The sequence below is a fragment of the Leptothoe sp. ISB3NOV94-8A genome (assembly GCF_043421595.1).
Lineage (GTDB): Bacteria > Cyanobacteriota > Cyanobacteriia > Phormidesmidales > Phormidesmidaceae > Leptothoe > Leptothoe turfae.
Map to the genome: position 1 here is coordinate 3,041,455 of NZ_JAXSQW010000001.1, position 24,232 is coordinate 3,065,686.

The 24,232-nt window shown below is 49.1% G+C and carries 18 protein-coding genes and 1 pseudogene; 8 read left to right on the top strand and 11 right to left on the bottom strand.

All coding sequences use genetic code 11. From position 1 onward, the window contains the following. The first annotated feature begins 13 nt into the window (after positions 1-13). Positions 14-175 carry a hypothetical protein gene (locus SPB21_RS13045; RefSeq protein ID WP_499866785.1) on the top strand — a complete coding sequence of 54 codons (162 nt, stop codon included), beginning with the start codon at positions 14-16 and terminating at the stop codon, positions 173-175. A 57-nt stretch (positions 176-232) separates the two neighbouring features. Next, positions 233-1,324: an IS481 family transposase gene (locus SPB21_RS13050; protein ID WP_499866134.1), complete on the top strand. Its 1,092-nt coding sequence runs from the start codon at positions 233-235 to the stop codon at positions 1,322-1,324. Between the two features lie 51 nt (positions 1,325-1,375). On the opposite strand, the gene SPB21_RS13055 is transcribed toward SPB21_RS13050, so the two are convergent. From SPB21_RS13055 to SPB21_RS13100, 10 genes are all read right to left on the bottom strand, one after another. After that, the gene (locus SPB21_RS13055; RefSeq protein WP_163664291.1) at positions 1,376-1,702 is read right to left on the bottom strand and encodes a CU044_2847 family protein; all 327 of its coding nucleotides are present in this window, start codon (positions 1,700-1,702) and stop codon (positions 1,376-1,378) included. A 163-nt stretch (positions 1,703-1,865) separates the two neighbouring features. Next, positions 1,866-3,050, bottom strand: a complete 1,185-nt coding sequence (locus tag SPB21_RS13060) for a WD40 repeat domain-containing protein (protein WP_163664289.1) — start codon at positions 3,048-3,050, stop codon at positions 1,866-1,868. Between the two features lie 220 nt (positions 3,051-3,270). Then, a complete protein-coding gene (locus tag SPB21_RS13065; protein WP_250564925.1) occupies positions 3,271-3,822 on the bottom strand; it encodes a ferric reductase-like transmembrane domain-containing protein in 552 nt (183 codons plus the stop codon). Positions 3,823-4,303: 481 nt separating this feature from the next. Beyond that, positions 4,304-5,653 (bottom strand): response regulator, encoded by a 1,350-nt coding sequence (locus tag SPB21_RS13070; protein ID WP_163664287.1) that lies wholly within the window; start codon positions 5,651-5,653, stop codon positions 4,304-4,306. 81 nt (positions 5,654-5,734) lie between these two features. Continuing rightward, positions 5,735-7,786, bottom strand: a complete 2,052-nt coding sequence (locus SPB21_RS13075) for a c-type heme family protein (protein WP_163664285.1) — start codon at positions 7,784-7,786, stop codon at positions 5,735-5,737. Positions 7,787-8,287: 501 nt separating this feature from the next. Further along, on the bottom strand, positions 8,288-9,232 hold the full coding sequence (locus SPB21_RS13080) for a bestrophin family protein (RefSeq protein ID WP_163664283.1): 945 nt from the start codon (positions 9,230-9,232) through the stop codon (positions 8,288-8,290). Between the two features lie 58 nt (positions 9,233-9,290). Further along, on the bottom strand, positions 9,291-10,802 hold the full coding sequence (locus SPB21_RS13085) for a UbiD family decarboxylase (protein ID WP_006514782.1): 1,512 nt from the start codon (positions 10,800-10,802) through the stop codon (positions 9,291-9,293). Between the two features lie 208 nt (positions 10,803-11,010). Continuing rightward, the gene (locus SPB21_RS13090) at positions 11,011-12,336 is read right to left on the bottom strand and encodes an FxLYD domain-containing protein (protein ID WP_499866787.1); all 1,326 of its coding nucleotides are present in this window, start codon (positions 12,334-12,336) and stop codon (positions 11,011-11,013) included. A gap of 143 nt (positions 12,337-12,479) precedes the next feature. After that, positions 12,480-13,901, bottom strand: coding sequence for a hypothetical protein (locus tag SPB21_RS13095; RefSeq protein WP_163699508.1), 1,422 nt, complete (start codon positions 13,899-13,901; stop codon positions 12,480-12,482). A gap of 226 nt (positions 13,902-14,127) precedes the next feature. After that, positions 14,128-15,366: a tetratricopeptide repeat protein gene (locus tag SPB21_RS13100; RefSeq protein ID WP_499866788.1), complete on the bottom strand. Its 1,239-nt coding sequence runs from the start codon at positions 15,364-15,366 to the stop codon at positions 14,128-14,130. 201 nt (positions 15,367-15,567) lie between these two features. Between SPB21_RS13100 and SPB21_RS13105 the strand changes: the two genes are divergently transcribed. From SPB21_RS13105 to SPB21_RS13125, 5 genes are all read left to right on the top strand, one after another. Then, on the top strand, positions 15,568-16,149 hold the full coding sequence (locus tag SPB21_RS13105; protein ID WP_163664274.1) for a DUF3038 domain-containing protein: 582 nt from the start codon (positions 15,568-15,570) through the stop codon (positions 16,147-16,149). Between the two features lie 51 nt (positions 16,150-16,200). After that, on the top strand, positions 16,201-16,767 hold the full coding sequence (locus tag SPB21_RS13110; protein ID WP_490793481.1) for a shikimate kinase: 567 nt from the start codon (positions 16,201-16,203) through the stop codon (positions 16,765-16,767). 61 nt (positions 16,768-16,828) lie between these two features. Beyond that, positions 16,829-17,698, top strand: coding sequence for an acetylglutamate kinase (gene argB, locus SPB21_RS13115; protein ID WP_163664270.1), 870 nt, complete (start codon positions 16,829-16,831; stop codon positions 17,696-17,698). 62 nt (positions 17,699-17,760) lie between these two features. Next, complete coding sequence (locus SPB21_RS13120) at positions 17,761-18,909, top strand: ABC transporter permease (RefSeq protein ID WP_499866789.1); 1,149 nt, start codon at positions 17,761-17,763, stop codon at positions 18,907-18,909. Positions 18,910-20,237: 1,328 nt separating this feature from the next. Beyond that, positions 20,238-22,574 carry an NACHT domain-containing protein gene (locus SPB21_RS13125; RefSeq protein ID WP_499866790.1) on the top strand — a complete coding sequence of 779 codons (2,337 nt, stop codon included), beginning with the start codon at positions 20,238-20,240 and terminating at the stop codon, positions 22,572-22,574. 322 nt (positions 22,575-22,896) lie between these two features. Here the strand turns inward: SPB21_RS13125 and SPB21_RS13130 are convergent. Then, a pseudogene (locus SPB21_RS13130) lies at positions 22,897-23,325 on the bottom strand (transposase); the annotation flags it as partial. Between the two features lie 348 nt (positions 23,326-23,673). On the opposite strand from SPB21_RS13130, the gene SPB21_RS13135 reads away from it, so the two are divergent. Beyond that, complete coding sequence (locus SPB21_RS13135; RefSeq protein ID WP_036020012.1) at positions 23,674-23,913, top strand: hypothetical protein; 240 nt, start codon at positions 23,674-23,676, stop codon at positions 23,911-23,913. The last annotated feature ends 319 nt before the right edge of the window (positions 23,914-24,232 follow it).

The window sequence follows — 24,232 nt, forward strand, 5'->3', positions numbered from 1 at the left end:
AAGGGAGCAGAGAATGTTGGATAAAGTTATCAACCCAACCTACGGGGGATGTTCATCTCTGGTGAATGACAATATCGCCCCCACTGACCTTTTGCAAGAAGAGACGATCGGCAACATGGTCAAGAAGCCGGACATAGTATCTACCTGTCAGGCAGAATTGAACGATAATTTGTAATAGTTAAGACTTTATCTGACACAACCTGTAAACTCACACTGAATCAGGAGTGTCACAATGAATACCCAAGACAAGATCGTCAAGAATCGCTTAGGCATCTTAAATCTAGCCAAAACCCTCGGCAACGTCTCCAAGGCATGCAAAGTGATGGGCGTATCGCGAGATTCGTTCTATCGCTATAAAGAACTCTACGAGACCGGTGGAGAAGCGGCTCTACGCGACATTGACCGTAAAAAGCCCTGCGTCAAGAACCGAGTCGACCCAGAGGTAGAAGCCGCCGTCGTTGCGTTTGCCACAGACCAACCGGCCTACGGCCAGGTGCGTGTCTCGAATGAACTGAAGAAACACGGCCTCTTTGTCTCTCCAGGCGGTGTTCGCTCTATTTGGCTACGGCATGACCTTCAAACGTTTAAGCTCCGGCTCAAAGCACTGGAAGCGAAAGCGGCTCAAGACAACCTAATCCTCACCGAAGCGCAGGTAAAAGCCCTCGAAAAGGCGAAGGAACAAAAGGAAGCCCATGGGGAAATAGAAACCCATCATCCGGGGTATCTAGGCTCTCAAGACACCTTCTATGTGGGTCACATCAAAGGCATCGGACGGATTTATCAGCAAACCTTCATTGATACCTACACTCGGGTGGCTCAGGTGAAGCTGTATGACCGTAAGAATGCGCTGGTGGCCGCTGATACGCTCAATGACCGAGTAATCCCATTCTATGAGGAACAGAGCATTCCATTACTGAGGATTTTGACGGACCGAGGCACCGAATATTGTGGCAATGTCGAACACCATGAATATCAACTCTACCTGGCCATTGAAGACATTGACCATACGCGAACGAAAGCCAGATCACCCCAAACCAATGGGATTTGTGAACGCTTTCATCGCACCATTTTGGAGGAGTTTTATCAAATTGCGTTTCGTAAAAAAGTCTATCAAAGCCTTGAAGACCTACAAAACGATGTGGATGAATGGATAGAGTATTACAATTGGGAACGACCCCATTCAGGTCGATATTGTTACGGCAAGACGCCCATACAAACCTTTCTCGATAGTGCGCATTTAGCAAACGAAAAACAATTAGATCAATACGGAGAAAAGAGTGTAAAAAATCAAACACAACCTGACAAGTCTCTAAGTGTCAGATAACCCCCTTCTGTCAGATGAAGTTTGATCTATTACAGATAATTCAAGCTTATACTACTCATCCTCAGCCTTTTCCCACTCCAGGGTAATCTCCAAACTTGTCGTCCCAGTTCCCCTGGCCAACGCCGCAATCAGATGACCCTCCTGCACCTCCACCTCCACACCAAAGGTCACACTGGCTTTGGTTGGTTTCGCTGCATTAATCGGCTTTGCAACGGCCTTCACAATCCCCTCAATGGAAGACGTTACCCTATCAAACGAAGACTTAGACCCTAACTTATCTGAATTACCCCGTGTTACTTGGGGTGGTTTTACCTTGACATAAATCAAGCTGCCATCGTCTAACTCTACAGGGACTGTTTGGCCCGATTCGTAATTCATGAGCAAGCGCTAAAACATCAGCTCTGTTATAACGCTCGTACCACAATTACCCAACCCACCAGCAACATTTCGACAGGCAAAAAAAAGCCACCCCCATTAAAAGGTGACTCGGATGTTCCAGGAAACTTAACCAAAATTTGACTGATTACGGCAACGTCTCTTCCTACAGCGCCGCCCTATTCGTCAGCCACTCTGCGGACCAAAAGCGCACTGCACCATCAGCACTGCTGCTCATCAACACCTTGCCCTCATCAGCAAATTCCAGATCCCATACAGCCATTGTGTGCCCCCTCAGGGTTTGCACCCGCTGATGATTTTTCACATCCCATAGTTTCACTGTGTGATCATAGCTGCCACTGGCCACCGTGCGCCCATCGGGGCTAAACGCCACTGAATATACTGCGCGCCCATGGCCCACAAACATACAAACAGGTTCAAATTTTTGCAAATCCCAGGCAATCGCGGTCCTATCTTGACTACCGCTCACCACCATGGTGCTATCGGGGCTAAATGCTAAATCCCACACCGTTCTCTTGTGCCCATGCAGCGTGAGTAGCTTCATCTTAGTTTTGAGATCCCACACGTGAAGCATACCGCGCCGATCCCCGCTGACAATAGTCTTGCCATTGGGGCTAATAGCCACCGCCGTAATTCCGTGGGGGTGCTCAAACGTGTGTAACAGCTCACCGGACCAGATATCCCAAATTCTGACAGTTTTATCAAAACTGCCACTCACCAAAAGGCTGCCATCTTCGCTGATGGCCAACGATTTCACATCATCGGTATGCCCAACCAAATCATGAAACAGTTGCTTTGTCATTAAGTTCCAAATGCGAATATCGTTGTCCCAGCTACCGCTGGCCAGCAGCTTGCCACTCGGAGTCAAGACAACATCTTCGACCGCATCAGAATGAACTTGGTGGGATTGCAACAACTTGCCAGATACGGAATCCCAGACCGAAATAGTGCCATCAAAATGCCCCGTTGCAAAAATCTGGCTGGCCGCATGCATGGTGCTGCCATAGGTCACCGCATCGGTTGTAAAGGCCTGTCGTGAGCCAAAACGATTATCAAAACCAAAAGAGGCATGGGCATCGGTGACACCTGACGCTACATTAACGGCACCCATACGGGTCGCCATCGGTGGCGCAACCATGTCTATACCCACTGCGATACAGGCAGCCACTAAGCTAATTAAACTCAGCTTTTCAGCGGTGGATGTCTTCTTTTTACGGGATTTTTTAGCTTTAGATGGTTGATTTTCGCGTTGCTGACGCTTTTTACTGGCAAGATTTTTTAAAAATGAGTTCCTTTTCTTAGCTTCGGTAGATTTTGATGTGACGATCATGACGTTTATACTGGCACCACTGATAAATTCCAACAGAAGCCTATGCCTAGCTAGACATAGAACTCCTTAGCCATGGCTGCTGCCCATAAAGAGGTGGACAGACATCCTCGAATGGGCCCCCTCTTGTGTTTAGTGAGGGAGTATATCAATAACAAAGGGCACCTCAAATCATCCGCTGGGCCATGTTTGAACCCCCAGGTTCGATGAAATGAGGTAAATATTAGTTGATTCTGACTTTAACCAGGTCTTTCTGAAATTCTGATCCTTTGCGAACCAGGAACAAAACTGTAATGGCGATAATGCAGATGGCAGCAATTGGAGTAACCATTGTCCACTGACCTGCCATTTTATTGATGACATGCCAGGTCAGCAGAAACATGGCGGCATAGGTCAATGTATGGAGGCGTTTCCAATTTTTTTTGAGCCGCTTTATGCTCCAGTTGTTAGAGGTGATTGTTAGTAGCGTAAAAATAATGAGTGTTGACAACCCCTCAACACTGGCTCGGTAGGTATGGAAATCAAAAAAGTCAAAATTACGTTTGCGAATGACAAAGTAGGTATGACCAACCGCAAGTACAAAAGATAGAATGCCAATAGCTCGTCGCTGTTTGAGTAGCCAGCGAACAATGCTATGGCTTTTGAAAGCTGGAAAGACAACGCGGATAATGGTTGGTGCCAAAGTGGCGACATAGGCAACCAGTGCCAGAAACCCCAGATGGTTTCCAAGGGGCACGGGCTCAAACGATAGACTCATCTCAGGTAGAACACTCATCGGTTAACTGCTGCTTAGGAGACGCCCAAACCGAACTAAACGTTGGCGTGAAATCTCCTTAACGGTCGAATTGTCTGTGAGTACGGAGTCTACTTGCAACGCTGTAACAAGGCTTCAAACATTTTTAAGACTCCGACTTTAGACTAAATGAAAAATAATGATGCACCCATTGTGTCCCCGATCAAACAAGATACGTTTGAAAAAATCCCTGCTAAATGTAGTTGAGCAGGGAAATAATAAATGCTCTTGCTAACGTATATATGTTAGAACGGAGTAATTTCACCCACTCATATTGATCCGGAGACTTTATCAAAAGTTTCTAGTTTCCCCATGAATTGCTAAAGATTCTGTAGAGAGTCAAATCATGACTTGACTTTTATGTCTTCATATTACTAACAACATAACTTCCCCCCTAGTATCTGAATAATGCCAAACTAGGAGGGAAGTGCTGAATTAAGTTATTTAGGGCGATTTTGCTAGCTTAGGATGATAAAGCTTGCCGATAGTTAGACTTTTTCAGTATTAGTCCTAAAGGGAGCGCCTTAAGGGCTTCACCCGCTGACTCAAAGCGAAGATGGTAATTTGGACTGACCATTCGCTCGAAAAGTTTAATAATGTTCGAATCTGCCTTGACCAAATCCGTTAGCTTGCCCTTGCTGCTGGTCTTAACGAGCCATTCAGGAGACTGTCCTGTTAATGATTGTAGGACAATCATGCCGATGGAATAGACGTCGCTGTTTAGCTGAGGATTACCAGCACGCTGCTCAACGGGTTGATAGTTGTGGTGTTTCAAAATTGCTTGGCGGTAGGCCAATGAATGGGACCGCAGATTGACAAATAGCCGCTTGAGGACACCATATTCCACCAGGATGATGCGATCGTCCGATTGACGACGTACAAAGCTTTGGGGATGACATTCACAGTGGACAATTTTCCCTTGGTGAAAGGGGTGTATGCTGCTAAGCAAATTGTGGGTTAGCTGCAAGACGTGGCCCATGGATTGCGCACTGTCGAGCTCATCGACTAAGGATGTGCCTACAATATCGGACTGTACCCAGTAGAATTTATCATCTTGCTCAAACGAATCTAGGCAAGTGGCAATATCATCCTGTCGAGTGATCACCTTGAGAAACTTCATTTCTGAGTCCAGGGCATCACGCACCAGGGGCAGTAGTGAAGAATTTCCGACTGGTAGGTTAAAGACATTGATGATGACTGATTTGGCATCATTGTCGAGATCTTTAGCCAATAATCGCTGGCCAAATGTGTTTTCACTCAGCACTCGGCTAACTTCGTAGCGCCCCTTTAGAGACTCCTCAGAGGACTTGTTCCGGCTAGGCTGCGGAGATGTGAACTGTGTCTTTAATGATGAAAACTCGCTTTCTAATTCTGAAAATTGAGATAGCGCAGATTCTAATTTTGTGAAGGTTAGGGGGTTGGCTGCTGACGATGTGCTGTCAGGGGATGTCACCCCTAACAATGTATTCACCTTGCCTAGCAGACGCTTAAGTACAATGGGTTTAGTATCGTAGTCGTTGCAGCCAACTTCTAACGCTGTTTTCCAGTTACCTGATTTATTGTTAGTTGTTAACGCAATGATAGGGATATGTGCCGCTGCCGTGGATGCTTTCAGGATTTTGATTGACTGCCATCCATCCATCACGGGTAAATCCGTATCCATGATGATTAAATCGGGCTGCTTTTCGATGGCCAGTGATACACCTTTGTCGCCATCGGTTGCAGTCAGAACCTCGTATCCGCAATGCTTCAGGCGTCGTTCCAGCATTTTGCGGTTTAATGCATTGTTTTCTACTAACAAAACCTTAGGCATGGCGAATAATAAGGGATAGATTGAACACTCAACGATGTCAGGACGTCATGGTTAAGCTGTCGCCCAACCGACTTAGCAAAATTAGACCGCAGCACAAACATGCAGTTCTTCTAAAAAGTCTTGCAAATTCAAATCGTTGCGATAGTAGATACTTTGAACATCATTGGCAATTTGGATGCTGATCTCTGTTTCGATAACTGAATTAGCGATCGCAATAATAGGAATTTCCTCAAACGCCGACGTCTGTCGCAGCGACTTGATACACTGAATCGCATCAGACTCCAGACTTAAGTCAATTAAAATAAGGGTCGGTGGTTTGTCTACCTGAGCCAGCGTCAAGGCATCGGCACTATTGTCAATACACTTAACTAACCAGGTTTCTTGCTGCAGCATACGAGTAATAACTTCTTCATTCTTTTCGCGTGCTTGCAGTACTAAAAGCCATGGTTGCTCTTCTTGGATGGGCTGGCGATTGCCTTGAACCACTTGAGGTAAGCGCAGAGTAAACTGGGAGCCTCTATCAGACTGACTTTCTACTGTAATATCTCCTCCCATCATGTTGGCAAACTGTTTGGTGATGGTCAGGCCGAGTCCTGTGCCGCCAAACTGTCGAGTGGTTGAACTATCGGCTTGGGCAAAGGCTTCAAAGACCTTTTTCTGTTGTTCCGATGTCATGCCAATGCCAGTGTCTGTGACAATAAAATCAATCCATGGTTGATCCCCTTCCATGCTTGATTTAACTGTTAAGGCAATGGTTCCATCTTGAGTAAATTTGTTAGCATTACTGAGCAGGTTTAACAAGCTCTGATGCACTTTAGAGTGATCGGCCGAAATTACGTCTACATTAGCTCCCTGATGGACAATTAGCTTATTACCCTTCTTTTGAATGAGGGGATTGAGGACATCAGCAACCTGTTCAACTAAGAAGGAAATGGAGAATTCCTCAATGAATAGCTCCATGCGACCTGATTCAATCTTGGAGAGGTCAAGGACTGAATTAATTAGGGTCAGTAGTTGTTTGCCGGCATCTTGAATACGATACAGATCGGTTTGGGCATCTTCGACAGAAAGGTCTTCAGCTTCTTCAGCCAGCATCTCACTGTAGCCAATAATGGCATTGAGAGGTGTGCGTAGCTCATGGCTCATATTGGCCAAAAATTCGCTCTTTGCCTGGGTTGACGCTTCAGCGCTTTCTTTAGCGTGGCTTAAAGATTGTTCCCTGAGGACAACTTCGTTGGCCATGTGCTCAAAGGCTCGAGCCAGTTGCCCCGGCTCGTCGGTGCGGGATGTCAAACTGCTGAGGGACGTGGTGCCGTCTGAGTTAGTGGGTAGGGTGACCCGTTGTCCTAGACTGATGTCGCGGATGAGCTTGTTGAGTTGGCCGAGGGGACTAATCACTGTTTTTCTTAGCAGGTGATTGATGACGCCAATGACGACAGCAAATACACCGGTAAAGATGGCAACCGCGAGTAAGAGATATTGATTTCCTTCTATAAATACCTGGCTAGAGGGGACGTATATGGTCTGAGCCGCAACGGTTTCTCCTAGTTTCCAGCCGTAGCCATTTTCAGTACCATAGGTTTGCCGCATACTGGGTGGCGCATCTGAGGGGATGCCATGGCATTCTAAACAGCTCTCTTTTTCAATGGTGAGCGGGCGGCTGATGTACAGCAGCTTTTTACCCTCCATTCTGCGATAACCTTTGAGTTCTTCTAGCTTGCTGTTTTCTCGAAATTGATTGACAACTTGGGTTTCAAACTCGTCTGCTTGATCCCTTGGATTGGTTGGATTTAGGGTTGCTTCTTTGTATAGAAAATCCTCATATTCATTCGCGGCGCGGAAACCTTCAAATACTTCCCTGGCGGAATAGGCCGGTACGGTTTCAGGAATAAATTCTGTCGCTTCAGCCAGTTCATCTGCCAGATGGGGTCTTACCTGCGCACTGGTGTAGTTTCTGACCGCATTCATGGTTTGGATTAATATTTCTGCCCGATGGACGATTTCGCCCTCAGCTTTCTGACGCATCGCAGCTGAGAGAATTAATCCACTGGCAATAATGCCCACGAAAAAAATAATCGTTAACATCCTGGTAAATTGATTACCAAGACTAGAAAGACGGCGTTGAGACCTCATAGTGTATGACTCACCCTAAAAGTTAGGCATATAAATAATTTGGTGTTGCTGACCTTGGCAGGGGTCAATCTAAGAAACACTGATGTAAAGCAATCCTGCCCGATCGCTTCATCCCTTAAATCAGCAACAGCAATAATTCCTCTATGGGTCGATTATGTGTTATGCCATGGTGAGGAATAAAGTATGGCTCAACGGTAAAACCAATAATTTATGGGTATGTAGATATTCGCTAAAATATTTTGGTTCTTTCCTGGTGGATAGAACCGTAGCTATAGAGTACATTTCATCCGTTATAGCTACTTTTTTGGAGAGATATATAATTTCTGTTCCTATTTCTCAAGGCTGAATATTTAGCTTTGATGAAATCTGTAGATTGAAGGGCTTATCAGTAAAATTACCGTTGCTTTATTTGCAGATGAATGGGTCTGGAGAAAGCGGTCATAACCAGCTCTTATGAATTATGTCGCTTTAAAATTGGGCAACTGATAGATCGGCCCTCGACTATTCGACATTTTGTTTTTCTTTACCCATGGGCAACAGTGTGGTGATCTGCCAGGGTTGTTGTTCGTTTTTTTCGATACTTGGTGTCAGGGTTATCAGGTCTTGGATATTGTGCTCCATAGTTTGACAGATGGCATTTAGGGGCAGATCATTGCGATCGCACCCAAAAGGATTTTCAATTTCCAGGCCAATTTCTTCCACACCAAACACAGCAAAGGCAACCAGGGCAACCACCGGAATCGTCCACCCGTTGAGCTCGCTCACCACCTGAAAGGGTAGGGCCAAACAGTACATCACCAGTAGCTGTTTAAGGTGGATCGAGTAGGCCAAGGGCAAGGGTGTGTTGAGGATGCGTTCGCAGCCGCCCAGGGAATTGACCAAACTGTTTAGTTGTGAGGTCATGGCCTGGAGCTGATAGGCATTAATCCGACCTTTAAGCTGTTGCACCTGTAGATAGTCCCCCAGCCAAAAGGCAATTTCTAGCGGTGGGCTATTCATACCCATGAGTTTTTCTAGCTGTGGGGGAGTCACTAGATGGTTCAGCTCATGGGCGCAAGGCTGCTGTCTCAGATGTTGCTTGGTTGCGATCGCAAATGCCACCAGTAATTTCAGCGCCTGCTCCTTAGACTGGCGGCTGGTATCCACCGACACCCAGATTTGGCGGGCCAGGTTGCGGGTGGTATTGACGATGTTGCCCCAGAGCTTGCGGCCTTCCCAGAAGCGTTCATAGGAGGCATTGGTGCGAAAGACCAGCAGCAACCCCAGAACAATGCTGGGGACAACACCGCCTAAAATTGGCCAGGAAACGGCAAAGCCTGCGTTATCCAACAGCGTTACGATCAGGGCAAACCCAACACAGATACCGACCCTGGGCATCACCGCCCGAATCACGGAACCGCGCAGGCAAAACAGGGTTTTAAACCAGGGTCGACGATCTTCTGCCATGGTCATTGGTAAATTGATAATTAACAATTGACAATTATTAATTGATAATGGTCAATTGCTAGCGGATATCATAGCCAAACAAATTGGGGTCAGCTTCACCCATCTCTAGATCCCCCAGACCGTATTCAGCCCAGCGGCGTTCCACCATGGCGGCTATCTCTGGATCAGACTTCAGCTCGTCGCCCCACTGGTGATCGGTTTCGGGGGGTACCTTGGTGGTGGCATCAATGCCCATGCGGCCACCCAGCCCTAATTTTTCGTTGGCAAAGTCTAAGGAGTCAAAGGGGTTATCCGGCAGGATAAACACATCGCGGGTGGGGTCTACTTTAGAGGTGAGCGCCCAGATCACCTGGCGCGGGTCGCGGATATTGATGTCATGGTCGACGACGATGACAAATTTGGTGTAGGTGAACTGGGGTAGGGCGGTCCAGAAGGCCATGGCGGCGCGGCGGGCCTGGCCTGGATAGGCTTTTTTGATGGAAATGACGGCAGCTTTATAACTGAGGGCTTCCATGGGTAGGAAGAAGTCCACAATTTCGGAAACCTGCTGTCGCAAAATGGGTGTGTAAATGCGGTTGAGGGCGATGGCAATCATCGCTTCTTCTTTAGGGGGCCGACCGCTAAAGGTGGTTAAGTAAATGGGCTCTTTGCGGTGGGTCACACAATTGAATCGGATCAGTGGGGCCTGCTCATTTTGCGGCCCATAGTAGCCCATGTGGTCGCCAAAGGGGCCGTCAATAGCGACTTCGCCGGGGGTGATGGTGCCTTCGAGAACAAATTCCGACGTGGCGGGGACTTCTAGATCGATGGTTTTACATTTAGCCAAATGCACACCGCTGCCGCCGTAGAGTCCGGCGAAGAGCCATTCGGATAGATCCACAGGGATGGGGGTGGCGGCAGCCATAATAATTAGGGGATGGACGCCGATTGCGATCGCAATTTCCAGTTTCTTCCCATTCTCAGCCGCTTTGCGTAAATGTCTGGCTCCGCCCCGCACTGACAGCCACTGGACGGTCATGGTGTTTTTGCCTTGGAGCTGCAGACGGTAAACGCCGACGTTGGGGATACCGGTTTCGCAGTCTTTGGTGATCACCAGCCCCAGGGTAACCACCTTACCACCGTCCTGGGGGTAGGGCTGGATCATGGGAATTTGGGTGAGATCGACATCGTCGCCTTTGAGGACGACCTGGTGACAGGGTGGCAACAGGTCGCGCTGGGGTTTGGCTTTGAGGACGTCAAATAGAACTTTGCCAAATTCGATGGCTTGGGAGATTTTTTTGGGGGGCTTGGGCTGCTGGAGCATGCCGAGCTTTTTGCCCAGGGTTTCTAGCTCCTGGGGGTGTTCCATGCCCATGGACCAGCAGGTGCGTTCTACGGTACCGAGCAAATTAACGACGACGGGGTGGGGAGAGCCTTTAACGTTTTCGAAGAGGAGGGCGGGGCCGCCGCATTGCAGCATGCGGTTGGAGATTTCTGCTATTTCTAGCTCGGGGTCGACGAGGGCTTTGATGCGGCGTAGTTGGCCACGTTGTTCGACTAGGTTAATGAATTCGCGGAGATCTCGGGCCATGGGGGTAAGTGGGTCTTTGTGGTAATGAGAATCCCGCAGAGATTTCCCCCCTTTAGAAGGGGGGACCAAGGGGGGTCCTCGGTAGATGATGCAAGTTTACGAAACGTAAAGCCGCATTTTCTATTATGCGAGGAAATGAGCGGGGTGGGATGATTTGGCACGGTGATGAGCGGGGTTGCTCAGGGGAGAAGGGGGTGGGAGATGAGGGCTACTCCGCTTCTAATACCGTGACTTCATACCGGGCATAATCTTGTTCAATCGATTTAATCACTCGCACCGGGCGGACTTCGCCAGGCAACATGGGGGCGTCGCTGCCGTAAACGGCAAGGATGTCTTGGTTGAGAATTAGTTCTCCGTTGGTATTGTAAAAACTGGCCTGTAGCTTGAGTTTGCGAATGGCACTGTCGCCGGTGTTGGTAACGCTCCATTCGGCATCGAAAAAGGCGCTGTCGGTGAGGTCGTAAAGGTTGAAGTTTTCGCTGCGGGTGGCTAATGCAAACTTGACCTGGGTGGGTTGCTGAAAACTCCAGGTGTAGTCGATGGGGGGGGCTTGTGCGTAATTGGGCGGAGCGGGAACCTCGTCGATGGTGGTGAGGTTTAGGCGAACGTCGGTCAGTTCTGGGGTGATTTTTTGGATCAGGTCAAAGGCGTGGGAATCACCGGGGCGGACGGTGGCGTCATTCTCGGCAATGGCATCTGTGCTGTCGGTTGCGATCGCAACGCCATCTTTGTTTAAATACTCAATCTGTAGCTGTAGGCTATCGATTTCTTGATCGCTATCGTTGAGCACCACGCCCTGCAACGTGTAGTAAGAGGAATCTGTGTAGTTATCTAACCGAGATAACCGTGGCTCAATAACGACACCGGGCTGGTCAAAGCTGATGGGAATATCGACGGCGGTACCTGTGCCTGGGGTGTCAATTGCAATATCTTCAGCAGCGGTGTTTGGAGCAGCGGATGGGCGATCTGGGGTCTGGCTAGAGGGTTGCCCTGGGGTGGCCTCAAGGACAGCGTCTTGGGTGAGCTGTCTGATTTCGGACCGTTTGACAATCGTGTCAACGGTGAATTTCAAGCCGCCCAACAATAACAGGCCAGCTAAACCAAACCACAGCAGGCGCTGACGACCACTGACTTCATGTTCCAGGGCGCTGATTAACATGACCGCGTCTTCGTTGCTGGGGTTCAGTTCCAGGCAACGTTTGGCTAGGGCAATGGCTTGTTGTTTGTCTTCGATATGCTTGTGTTTGCCATAGCGCTGATCGTAGGCGTATGTAAGAGTTTGCAGGCTTTCAAAATTTAATGGATCCAGGGCTGTTGCCTGGGTGAGTTCTGTGATGGCTTCATCAAGACAGTCAAAGTCCAGGTAGTTGCGTCCGCGTTCAAGATGGTCCTGGGCTTTTTGCTGAACAGCAGCCACATCCTCCGAACTCAACCCAACTTCTGCAGCTAGGGCACTGAGTTTATCGGCTGTTAGGGGCTCTTCCCACGCCAATAGTCGTTGAATATAGGTTTCGATAATTTGCTCGCGACCCATGGGGCACTCCGTTGACCTGGTTATTTCGCCACCATCTACACCATAGCAATACGCAATAAATCACGGAATTACGAACAAAATGCCGGTAATTCCTGATTTATCTTTTGCATGAATGTGTTTGCGGTTAACCAATGCTTTATGACCTATTCTGCCTCCACTACGGTAACTTGATAGCGGGTATACCCTGAAACAATGGGTTTAATCACCCGGAAAGGGCGGATTTCACCCGGCAGCAGCGGGGCGTCGTTATTTTGAATGGCCAGGATGTCTTCTTTCTGTAAAAGCCGATCGTTGGCGCTATAAAAGTTGGCTTCGAGCTTGAGTTTTTGAATGGGGACATCGCTGGTATTGATAATCACCCATTCAGCATTAAAAGTATTCGGACCTGTGGGCGGCTTTTTCTGATCGGTGTCCGTTTTGTCGGTGGTGTTAGCGGTCGGGTCCAGATTGTCAGGTTTAGTGGGTATCGCCATATCGGATACGCCAACGTCTTCACTGCGACTGGCGAGTTCAAAGCGGATGCTGTCAGATTCTAAGGATTCCCAGCTGTAGTTGATCGGTGTGGGTGGCACATAGGTTCTGCGGGCGGGGGCCTGCTCTAGATGGGTGACGCCCAGACGCACACTGGCTAAATCTGAGGGAATTTTTTGGAGCAAATTAAAGGTGTGGGTATCACCAGGGCGAATGATGGCATCGCTGGTGGCAATGGCTTCTTTGCTGGTGGATGCGATCGCAACATCATTGCGGTCCAGGAACTCCACATTCAGCGCAAGTCTTCTAAACTCTTGGTCACTGGCATTGATAAAAATGCCCTGCAGCTGATAGTAAACCTCGTTTTCGTAGTCCCCCAGCTCCGACAGCCGTGCTTCTAGCACCAGACCCGCATGGTCGAAGAAAACGGGAATGTCCACATCAGCGGAAAAGTCTAGTTCTACCGTGCTGGCTGCGGTATCAGCAGCGGCCTGGGTAGCATCGCCGGAGGCATACAGGGCTGACCCTGGAACGATGGTGCCGGGGGCAGGCCCCATGGGTGCTGGGGGTTTAGAGAACATGGGTAAACGACTGACACCCATTAACCCAATGCCGACCGTAGCAGCGCCACCGGCTAACAGGGCCACCTTTTGCCGGGTCCATTGAGAGGCGTTTTTTGGGCCTTTTGCCGGGTTATGCTCTAAAAAGCTAATTAAAACCAGTGCTTCCTTGTCATCGGGTTTAAGTTCCACACAACGCCTGGCAACGAGGAGCGATCGCTGACGATCCGTGGCGTCTTTGGTGCGGTTATGGCGCAGGTTATAGACATTGGCTAAGGAATGCAGCACCTCCAGGTTAAGCGGATCCAAATTGGCTGCCTGGTTGAGTTCCTTAACAGCATCATCAACGCAGCCAAATTCGATGTACGCACGACCACGGGTGAGGTGTGCCTGAGCCTGGTTGTTAATGGCCTCCAGCTCAGCATCTGTAATCCCCACCTCTTCAGCAATGGCTGCGAGGGTTGCGTGCGTTACTGGTTTTTCCCAAGCCAGCAGTCGTTGAATATAAGCTTCAATGATGCGATCTCGACCCATAATCTACTCCGTGTCTACTCAATGCATTCCCTATCCCCTGAGTGAATAAGGATAAAAATGTGACTAAGTTGAGTAAAGTCTTTGTGGTAGGAGCACAAATTGGATCTTGATCAAGATTGTTCAAGGTGCCGTTGTCGCTGATGGTGTCCCTGTCCCAGTTTAATCTGAACCATTTTTCTCTCGGTTGCGACTAAACTGTTTGACCCAACAGTTTAAAGTTGTTGCCCTAGGGGACAGATGCGCTCCAGGTAGAACTATCAGCACTGGGGGACTCATAGGTGGTGAGACCAACAACCTGCTGAATGTCATTCACAGTGACACGAACGCTCATTAAGTCTGGCGTAATTTTGTGAAAGAGTCTAAAAGACCGGGTATCGCCAGGTCGGATGATGGTGTTTGTGTCAGTTACACTAACTTGATGAATAATGGAAATCGGCAAGCCATTCCCATCTAACAATTCCACCTTCAGGTCAAGCTTGATAACTTCTTGGCCACTGTCATTAATAACAATGCCATGGAGCTTGTAATAAGGCTCTCCTTTATACTCACCCAGGCGCGACAACCTCGGTTCAATCAGTAGGCCAGGATAGTTAAAGGCCACCGGTACATTGGGGCCTGGGTCAAAGGTGTAGCTACCGGTACTGGCCGTTGTGGGTCCAGCGGTGTCAGAAAATGTGTCTTCTGGATCGATCTCGACGATGGTGTCAGAAAAGACAGGCAAACGGCTAACACTCATAAAACCAATACCAATGATTCCGACACTACCCACTAGCAGTGCTAGCTGACTGACCAATGCCGCTGCATTTGGGGTACGAATCGGCTGCTGTAGAAAGAGAATTAGCAGGGCAATTTTTGTCTTAGTTCGACGAGAGAGCATTGTCGGACTAAAGACATTTTCTAGAAAGCCAATCAAAATAAAGATGTTTGGCTTTGACTGTAACGAGATTGCTTCAGGAATAGCATTGCGCCGTAGAGACCGCACCAGTGCCTGGGCTTCTTTATTCTGGGGCTGTAGTTCTATGCATCGCTTAGCCAGACGTATTGCTTCCTGACGATCTTCCAGACCACTATCCTGTTTGTAGCGAAGGTTATAAATCTTCACTAAAGCAAACAAAACGTCCAGGCTGATCGGATTTAGAGCTTTAGCCTGATTAAATTCATCAAGAGCCTTCTCCAGGTAGCCAAATTCAATATAGTTCTGGCCACGGCTAAGATGTCCCTTAACCTGTACATTGATAGCCTCTATTTCACCCTTGGTAATGCCGACCTCTTTAGCAATTGCTTCGAGGATGGCTGGTGTCACCGGCTGATTCAATTCAAGCAGCCGTTGAATATAAGCTTCAATAATGCTAGCGCGACCCATAAGTGTACTCCGTTTTAGCAATTGCCTGAGGGTAGATTGCGTAATCGGTTTTGTAGGCAAGCGATCATTGGAAATCGTCTCAATGATGCTGACCCAACCCATGGTTGACCCCGTCCCTTGTTAATGAATTCGCAATGGGCCTTATTAGATACGGATAAAGTTTCGACTAAATTCAATAAAGTCTTTACAGTGCATCCATGATTTAGGGCAATGGCATCAAGGGATAGATAGCGAACTAGAGACGATGCAACGTTAAACTACAACGTGACTGTTTAATCTAGATCAGGGTGCGATCTTAATGGGATGCGCCCGATTCTGGTTTTTCCTTGCGGTCCAACTGTGTTCCCGTTGTGCCTAGTGGTGTCTGTTAACCTTACCCCTGATCAACTACGTTCTATTAAGGGCCAGCTTGACCTGGTGCTGATTGCCCTTGAAACACTTGTGGGCATTGGATCAGAAGCAATTTTAGACCAGGCCAAAGCCGCCGGACTCAACACCTTCCTATCGGATCGGGTAAACCTTTGGCGGTTGCGGCAGTCGAGTCCTTTGCGTAAAGGGCAGGGCCGTAAAAAACTGGATGTGGATGAGGCGCGGGCGCTAGTGTTGACCACAGCCCAGCTAGCCAGCAAACATCGGCAGGCCATTCACCAGGCTGTAACCGCGTTAGAAAAGGCGACAGCAGACAGTACCCCACCCCACCGTGTGGCGATTTTAGGCGACTATCTCGATCGGTTTAGCAATACCTATACTGAACGGATGGAAGCGGATGTGAAGCCCAATGTGTTGGAGAAACTTGCCTTTCAGCTATTAATTGATTTGCTATTTTATAGCGGTGGTGGCGGCCAGCAGCGACTTTGGCAAGCGCTTTTAGATCGGGCCGAATAGATTGACCCCGAATAGGCCGATAATGGGTGGGTCAAAAAACGCACATGGCACATGACCACAGAGCTGCTTAAGGGTACAAACCTATACCTGGTAGGCATGATGGGTTCTGGCAAAACGACCATCGGCAAACACCTGGCCAAACTTCTCAACTACCGCTTTATTGATACTGACGATGTGATTGTGCAGGCCACTGGGCAAAGCATCAATGACATTTTTGCGGCGCAGGGGGAAGCGGCTTTTCGCGATATTGAAACCCAGGTGCTAGGCCAGGTTGCGCCCTATACCCACACGGTCATCGCCACGGGCGGTGGCATGGTGATTAAACAGCAGAACTGGAGCTATTTACAATCGGGGCTGGTGGTGTGGATTAATGTGGCCGTTGATGAACTGATCGCTCGCCTGAGTCGGGATCAGTCCCGTCCATTGTTAAAGGAGGGCGATCTGCGCCATAAGCTCACCACGCTGTTAGAGCAGCGCCAGGCTCGTTATGCCCAGGCCGATGCGACGGTGGTTTATCAGCATGGGGAAAAGGTGGATGCGATCGCATCCCGCATCCTCGATACCCTACAAACCGTCATTACCGAAAACCCGGCCACCAGCACCACCCTCGATCATTAACCATTTTGCAGGGACGTTCCATGGACCGTCCCTACCCCCGTTCCCTATCCCTTCAATCCATATGGAAACCGCTGCCAATCGCGTTCAAATCCTCAGCGAAGCCCTACCCTACATCCAACGATTTCGTGGCCGTACCGTTGTAATTAAATACGGCGGCGCTGCCATGAAAGACAGTAGCCTCAAGGACGACGTCATTCGCGACATTGTATTTATGGCCTGTGTCGGCATTCACCCCGTTGTCGTTCACGGCGGCGGGCCTGAAATTAACACCTGGCTCAGCAAGCTCAATATTGAACCCCAGTTTAGAGACGGTCTGCGCGTCACCGATGCCCCCACCATGGATGTGGTGGAAATGGTGCTAGTGGGACGGGTAAACAAGGAACTGGTCGGTTTAGTCAACGCAGCGGGCGGTAGCGCCGTTGGCCTCTGCGGCAAAGACGGCAATCTGATCACCGCCCGCCCCCATGCGGCTGAGGGCATCGGCTTTGTCGGCGAAGTCACCCGCATCGAACCTCAGCTTGTCAAATCCTTGGTAGAGGCAGGCTACATTCCTATCATTTCCAGCGTTGCCGCCGACACCAATGGCCAACCCTACAACATCAACGCCGACACCGTGGCCGGTGAGCTAGCCGCCGCCCTCAGTGCCGAAAAGCTGATTCTGCTCACCGACACCCCCGGCATCCTCAAGGACTACCACGACGCCTCTACGCTCTATAACAAACTCGACATTCAAGAAGCCCGTGCATTGATCGATGCCGACATCGTTTCCGGCGGCATGATTCCCAAAGTCACCTGCTGCGTCCGCGCCCTGGCCCAGGGCGTCCGCGGTACTCACATCATTGACGGACGGGTGCCCCATTCACTACTCCTCGAAACCTTTACCAACTCTGGCATCGGCACAATGCTAGTCGCCTCGCATCAGACAGCTTAGAATAGGGCGCAGGGTTTGATGTTTAACTGTAAACCCTACGCCCTATTCCTCCAACCTTAGATATGTCAGCTACCTGGTGGAAAAAACTCAAACAAAACTCCCTGGCCCGGTTTGGCGCTACGGTTCTGATTATTTTCTACCTAACGGTAGCGTTTGCAGAGATAACGGCTCCCTATAATCCTTACGAGCAGCAGCCCAGTGGGTCGTTGTTACCGCCGACTACGGTGTATTGGACGGATCAGGTATCTGGGCAGTTTATTGGTCCCCATGTGTATCCGGTTACCCAGGGACCGGTAGACATTGAAACCGGTGAACGGGTGACTGCGACAGATTTTTCAAAGCCGTCACCGATTCGGTTGTGGGTTAAAGGGTCAGAATATAAGCTGTTTCAGCTAAAGCTACCCTTTGTGAAAAGTATTTCCTTTGAAGAGTCCATGCAGCTAGAAGAGACAGAACTCTTCAAAGGGCTTACCTTTGACCGTCATGTGTTTGGCACCGTTGGTGAAGGTAAGTGGAATATTTTTGGTACCGATGAGTCAGCCCGAGACCAGCTCAGCCGATTGATCCACGGTGGTCGCATTAGTCTCAGCATTGGTCTTGTGGGAATTATGATTACGTTCCCCCTGGGCCTATTGGTGGGCGGCATTTCTGGTTACTTTGGCGGTACCGTTGATACGGTGATCATGCGCCTGGTTGAAATGATTATGACCATTCCAGGCTTCTTCTTGTTGGTCACACTGGCGGCGGTGTTACCAGCGGGCCTCAGCAGTTCCCAGCGATTCTTACTAATTGTTTTGATTCTGTCATTTATTGGCTGGACGGGCCTAGCACGGATTATTCGCGGTGAAGTGTTGTCGTTAAAAGAACGCACCTTTGTGCAGGCGAGTCAGGCCATGGGGGGGCGGTCGTTGCACATCATTTTGCGACACATTTTGCCCCAGACAGCCACCTATGTGGTTATCTCAGCAACGTTGGCAATTCCGGGTTATATTCTCTCAGAGTCAGCCCTAAGCTTTATTGGTCTAGGCATTCAGCAACCGGATGCATCCTGGGGCAACATGTTATCTTCGGCAACAAATGCATCGATTTTGGTGTTGCATCCGTGGTTGATTTGGCCTCCGGCAGCGTTGATTGTGATTACGGTGTTGTGTTTTAACCTGTTGGGTGATGGTCTGCGGGATGCGTTGGATCCACGTAGTTTGGAGGAATGATCTCCCAGGGTGGGCACAAGGCACCACCCCTACAGGATTGTTGGTTTGAACCGGGGGTATGAATGATGGCACGACGTAGGGGCACTCCCTTGTGGATGCCCCTTGCGATATGGTTGCCAAGTTGCGTTTCTCGTTGAATTCGGATTGTCATGAGGATATTTGTGATCTGGAATTCTGGTGAATGACGTCTGTTATCCCAGGGTGGGCACAAGGCACCACCCCTACAGGGTTGTTGGTTTGAACCGCGGGTATGAATGATGGCACGCGTAGGGGCACTCCCTTGTGGATGCCCCCTCCGACATCATCGCCAAGTTGCGATCCTCACAATTCCGGATTGTCATGAGGATATTTGTGATCTGGAATTCTGGTGAATGGCGTCTGTTATCCCAGGGTGGGCACGAGGCACCACCCCTACAGGGTTATCCATTTTGAATCGGGGATTTTTCATGCAGGGCAAAAACAGAAACCCCACGTAGGGGCACTCCCTTGTGGATGCCCCCTCCGACATCATCGCCAAGTTGCGATCCTCACAATTCCGGATTGTCATGAGGATATTTGTGATCTGGAATTCTGGTGAATGGCGTCTGTTATCCCAGGGTGGGCACAAGGCACCACCCCTACAGGGTTATTCATTTTGAACCGGGGATTTTCATGCAGGGCAAAAACAGAAACCCCACGTAGGGGCACTCCCTTGTGGATGCCCCCTCCGACATCATCGCCAATTTACGATCCTCATTGAATTCGAATTTTGGCAAAATAACAGGCACGCTATCCTAGAGTCAATCGCTACCTGCAACCCCTATAACGTAGGAGTAGTCCAATGACCTGGCAAGAATTATAGAGTCAAGCATTACGCCTGCCCATTGACCTGGCAAGAATTATAGAGTCAAGCATTACACCTGCCCATTGACCAGCGCTGGTATTTGGTTCAAGCATTGTTGACATCGATTCAACAGGACACTCGTCCAACCCAAACAACTGCTCTTTCATCTGAAGCAAATTCAATCCCTGGCTTAGATCGCTGGACTCAACGCCTGGTTGGGGTTATCTAACTTACCTCAGAAGATACGAATAACTCCTATGTGGACTATCTGGAGGAAAAATATAGCCAATAGGGGGTCGGCAATGTTGGGTTAATGGGAATTTTGGCAAGGTGCGACACATGTCGATGGGGGGCAACCCAACCTACGGGGTGCCAACGCCTACCCACCTTTGCCAGATTTTTTGCCCTCGCTGTGTATTGATGGGGCAGACTACAAAAATCAATAATTTGCAGCATATTCTCGGAATGAATGCCATATTCATAAAAGTTGATTCTTGATGGGTTTATGGCTGCTGATCAACCGCCGGGTCCTGAGCATCGTTGGATAGAGCAAGGTCTAAATCAGTTTATTCGCTGGGCTCCCCTGGGGGGCAGTGGCAGTGCCTTTTTACATTTCCTATTGCAACAGGACTGGGGCATGTCCATTGCCATGTTTCCGGTGACGGCGGTAACGGGGATTTGGGCCGCCTATACCGAAAGCTTTTTGGGGCGTTTGCGGGAAATTTTTAGTGAGCGCGGTAGCCAAGACGCTGAGGCGCTAGTTAACAAGCTAGATCGGATGGATCAGGCCTTACAATGGCAGCTGTCGGGGTTTGACGGCAAATATCTAGAGCGGGTAAGCGCCGCCTGTTTGTATAGCGAAACGGAAGGCTACCGCCAGCCCGATGACATTAAAATACCGTTGCTAGCAGAAGTGTTTGTGCCCCTCAAGTTTAGTGGCAGCGGCTTTAGTAAAAATACCGCTGGGGATGTGGTGCCCTTTCAAATGGGGACACAATCCGAAGAGATTCAGGCACTGATGGGAAAGCAGGGAGAGCAAGACCCTCTGACCATTTGGGATATTCTCTCTGAAGCAAAGCACAATCCCCGTTATCGATCCATTGCGATTCAGGCCTGGGGTGGGTTTGGCAAAACTACGTTAATGAAGCATCTGGCCTTTACCTATGCCCACAATCCCGGCAAAGTGAGACGTTCTAAAGCCCCCAGGTTGATACCGGCACTCTTCTTTTTGCGCAAGTGGAAACAGGTACTCACCCAGGAAAATCCACCTACACTACCCGAGTTACTTGAAAACCATTATATTGCTAACCTACCAAGGGCTGATCAGTTAACTATTCCAACAAACTGGGCTAAGAACGCCCTAGGCAATGGCAAGCTACTGGTAATGTTCGACGGCTTTGATGAAGTGGCGGAAGCAGACCGGCCCGCCATCAGCGAGTGGATTAGTGAACAGATCCGCAACTACAGTAAGTCGGTGTTTATTCTCACCTCTCGTCCGGGGGGCTACAAGCAATATACGGCGGAGAAACCCAAAACAAATCTGTTGGTGAACCCATTTAACGAAGACCAGCGAGAGGACTTTGTGCGGAAATGGTATGGCTGCCAAGAACGGTATGGGCGCAGTCAGAGCAAAGAGAATGCCTTAGCAGTCATCGATATTGCCAATAAGAAAGCAGAGGATTTATTGCAACAGATTGAAGGGCGAGACGAACTACAGGCAATGGCGACAAATCCACTGTTGCTGAATATGATTGCCACGTTTCATCGGTTTTATCCGGGCAGTGAACTGCCCCGGAAGCGGGCGGAGCTGTATCAAGAGATCTGTCGACTACAGCTGGGAGATCGACCCAGGGCGAGACAGATTGATATGGTATTGTCCCCAGAGCAGGCTCAGCAGGTATTACAGACCCTGGCGCTGGAGATGACCCGGCGGGATGTTGAGATTATTGCTTATGATCAGCTGCTGGCATTAGTAACTGACTATGTGGCTGACCTGGATGGCGCTGTGCCGGTAGAGGAGTTAATCAAAAAAGTAATCCGGGTGAGTGAGCTATTGGTGGAGCGAGAACCCAGGGAGTATCAGTTTGCCCATAAGAGTTTACAGGAATATTTGACAGCGGCTGAAATTAAGCGACAGACGTTAGAGCATTTATTGATTGAGAAAAATGAAGCTTGGCGGGGGACAGTATTGCTGTATGCGGCTCAAGTCACGCCTACTACCCGTTTGATTGAGGGGCTATGTGATGTGGGTGGTAAGGAGGCCCTAACACTAGCCTATGATTGCTGGTATGAGAACCCGAGACGAGTGCCGGAAGCTACCTATCAACGCGTGATGGAGCTGAGCTATGGGGTACTGGAAGGGTATATGCAAAACCGGGAATGGCGGAAAGCAGATGAGTATACTTATCAGGTGATGGTACAGGTGTGTAAAAGAGAATCGGGTAGTTTTTTATGGATTGACACACTGCGAAATTTCCCTTGTCAAGATTTGATTCGTATTGATGACTTATGGCTACAGAATAGTAATAAAAAATTCGGCTTCAGTGTCCAAAAAAGCATTTGGATAGAAGTCGGTGGTAAGCTAGACTTTGCCCAAGATACTCAATCAGCCATAGCAGCAAGCAAGAAATTGGGCGATGTGGTGGGCTGGCGAGCAGATGACACATGGATTGACTATAAGGACCTTTATTTTGAATCACCGGAAAAAAAGCCTGGGAGCCTCCCAGTTTTTATGTGGAGTGAGGCTGATTGTCGTGGTGTTTGGTTCTGGGTTAATTATGAGGCGGAGATAATCTTTCTCGCATCTTCTCTCGCATCCAGGCTTGCAAAGTGTAATAGATAAGGCTTTTCGCCGTTTGTAAACAATTATTTCAGGTGTCAGATCCACCAATTTTCAAGGGTTCCCACGATCCGATACCTGGCACCAACGGGCTATTTTACTTTTCCGGGTATTTATTCCACTCTACTGTGGCCCAGGGAGCCCCTGGGCCACCCCACCGGAGCCTCCGGCTCCGGTAAAAGCAGCCGTAGAGCATCAATGATGATGGGCAAGCATAAAAATCGACGATGATTATGGCCGGTGTCGGTTGGATGTTGCCCACCCACCCACATTATTTCTATTTGCCTACTTTTCCGGGTGTTTATTTGCCTCAATAAATTTCTCGGTAGTTGCTGAAATCATAGAAAAAGCCCCGCTGCATATTGGCCGCTTTCGGGTTGGCATGGATATACCGAATCGTATTCAGTGCCCGACGATAGTCATTCATGGGAAACCCGCTGCTGTGATAACGTTTCTCCCAAAAATGTCCCGTCCGATTAAGCATGCGGTTAAAACACATGGCCGTATACCAATTAAGCCAGTGCATTACCTGGGGTAACTCCCCCGGCTGTTGCGGTTCGATTAGATAATGCACATGGTTGCTCATAACGCACAGGGCATAGAGCTTAAACCCATATTTCTTCTGACATTCTTGAATGGCATAGAGCAACACCGAGCGACATTCGTAACGGGTTAAACGAAATTCTCGATTGTTACACCGAATGGTGATGTGATAACAAAAACCAGAATACAAGATACGATTTGGTCGCGGCATCATCGACACCCTAGGGTTTACTCATCAACCTTTTTCAATATGAAACCTTCGATGCCTGATTAACACTTTGTATCTTGACTCCAACAGATTTTTGTCCTACTTTCGTCTAATGTCGTGACGCTCACGACTATCCCACTAGAACCTAATAATTTGGCACCATCGGCAGGTGCGGCAACACCGTACCGATGGCTAACCCCCAGAAAGCACTAGCCAATCTGGAGTCTGGGCATTATTATGCCTCAGTCACCTCGATTAGCAAAACAATTCGCGGGGTGGCTGAGTTCTTAGGTTCTGGCTTTCCTTCGCCTCGGTACAGAGGCACTATACCCAACCGGAGAACCAGAACCCATGTTTCAAGACAACGCCCAAGGCGCGTTTAACCTTCCGCCTGCCAACAATCCCCTGCCCGACTACCAATACGAAACCGTTAACCACACCCTATTCGGCAGCCTTACCGCCATCCGCAATACCATTGCCCTGTTGCATAAGCTCCACTATGCAGAGCCTAACGACTGGAGTAAACCGCTGCCCACAGGGCGACCCAATGAGATGATGGCAATTTTAAGTAAGCGGGTGCGAGTGGATTGAGGAGTGAACGGGTAACGAAATATCGGCTAAAAGCATATTAAACAACGTCCTCCCCTTACCAAGGGGAGGTGCCGTAGGCGAAGGGGTCTCGACCACTAGTGCCAAGTCTCGAAAACCCCTCCCTGACGGTTCCCCTTGGTAAGGGGAACCAAGTATCGCCAAGCCTTTGAGAGCGCTCTCATCTCTGCCAAATAAACTTTAGGAGTGGTCTTGAGCTTCACAACCAACCTTGATGTAAATTCTGTGCCAAGTCGGCAATGTTGGGTTAATGGGAATTTTGGCAAGGTGCGACATATCTTGATGGGGTGCAACCCAACCT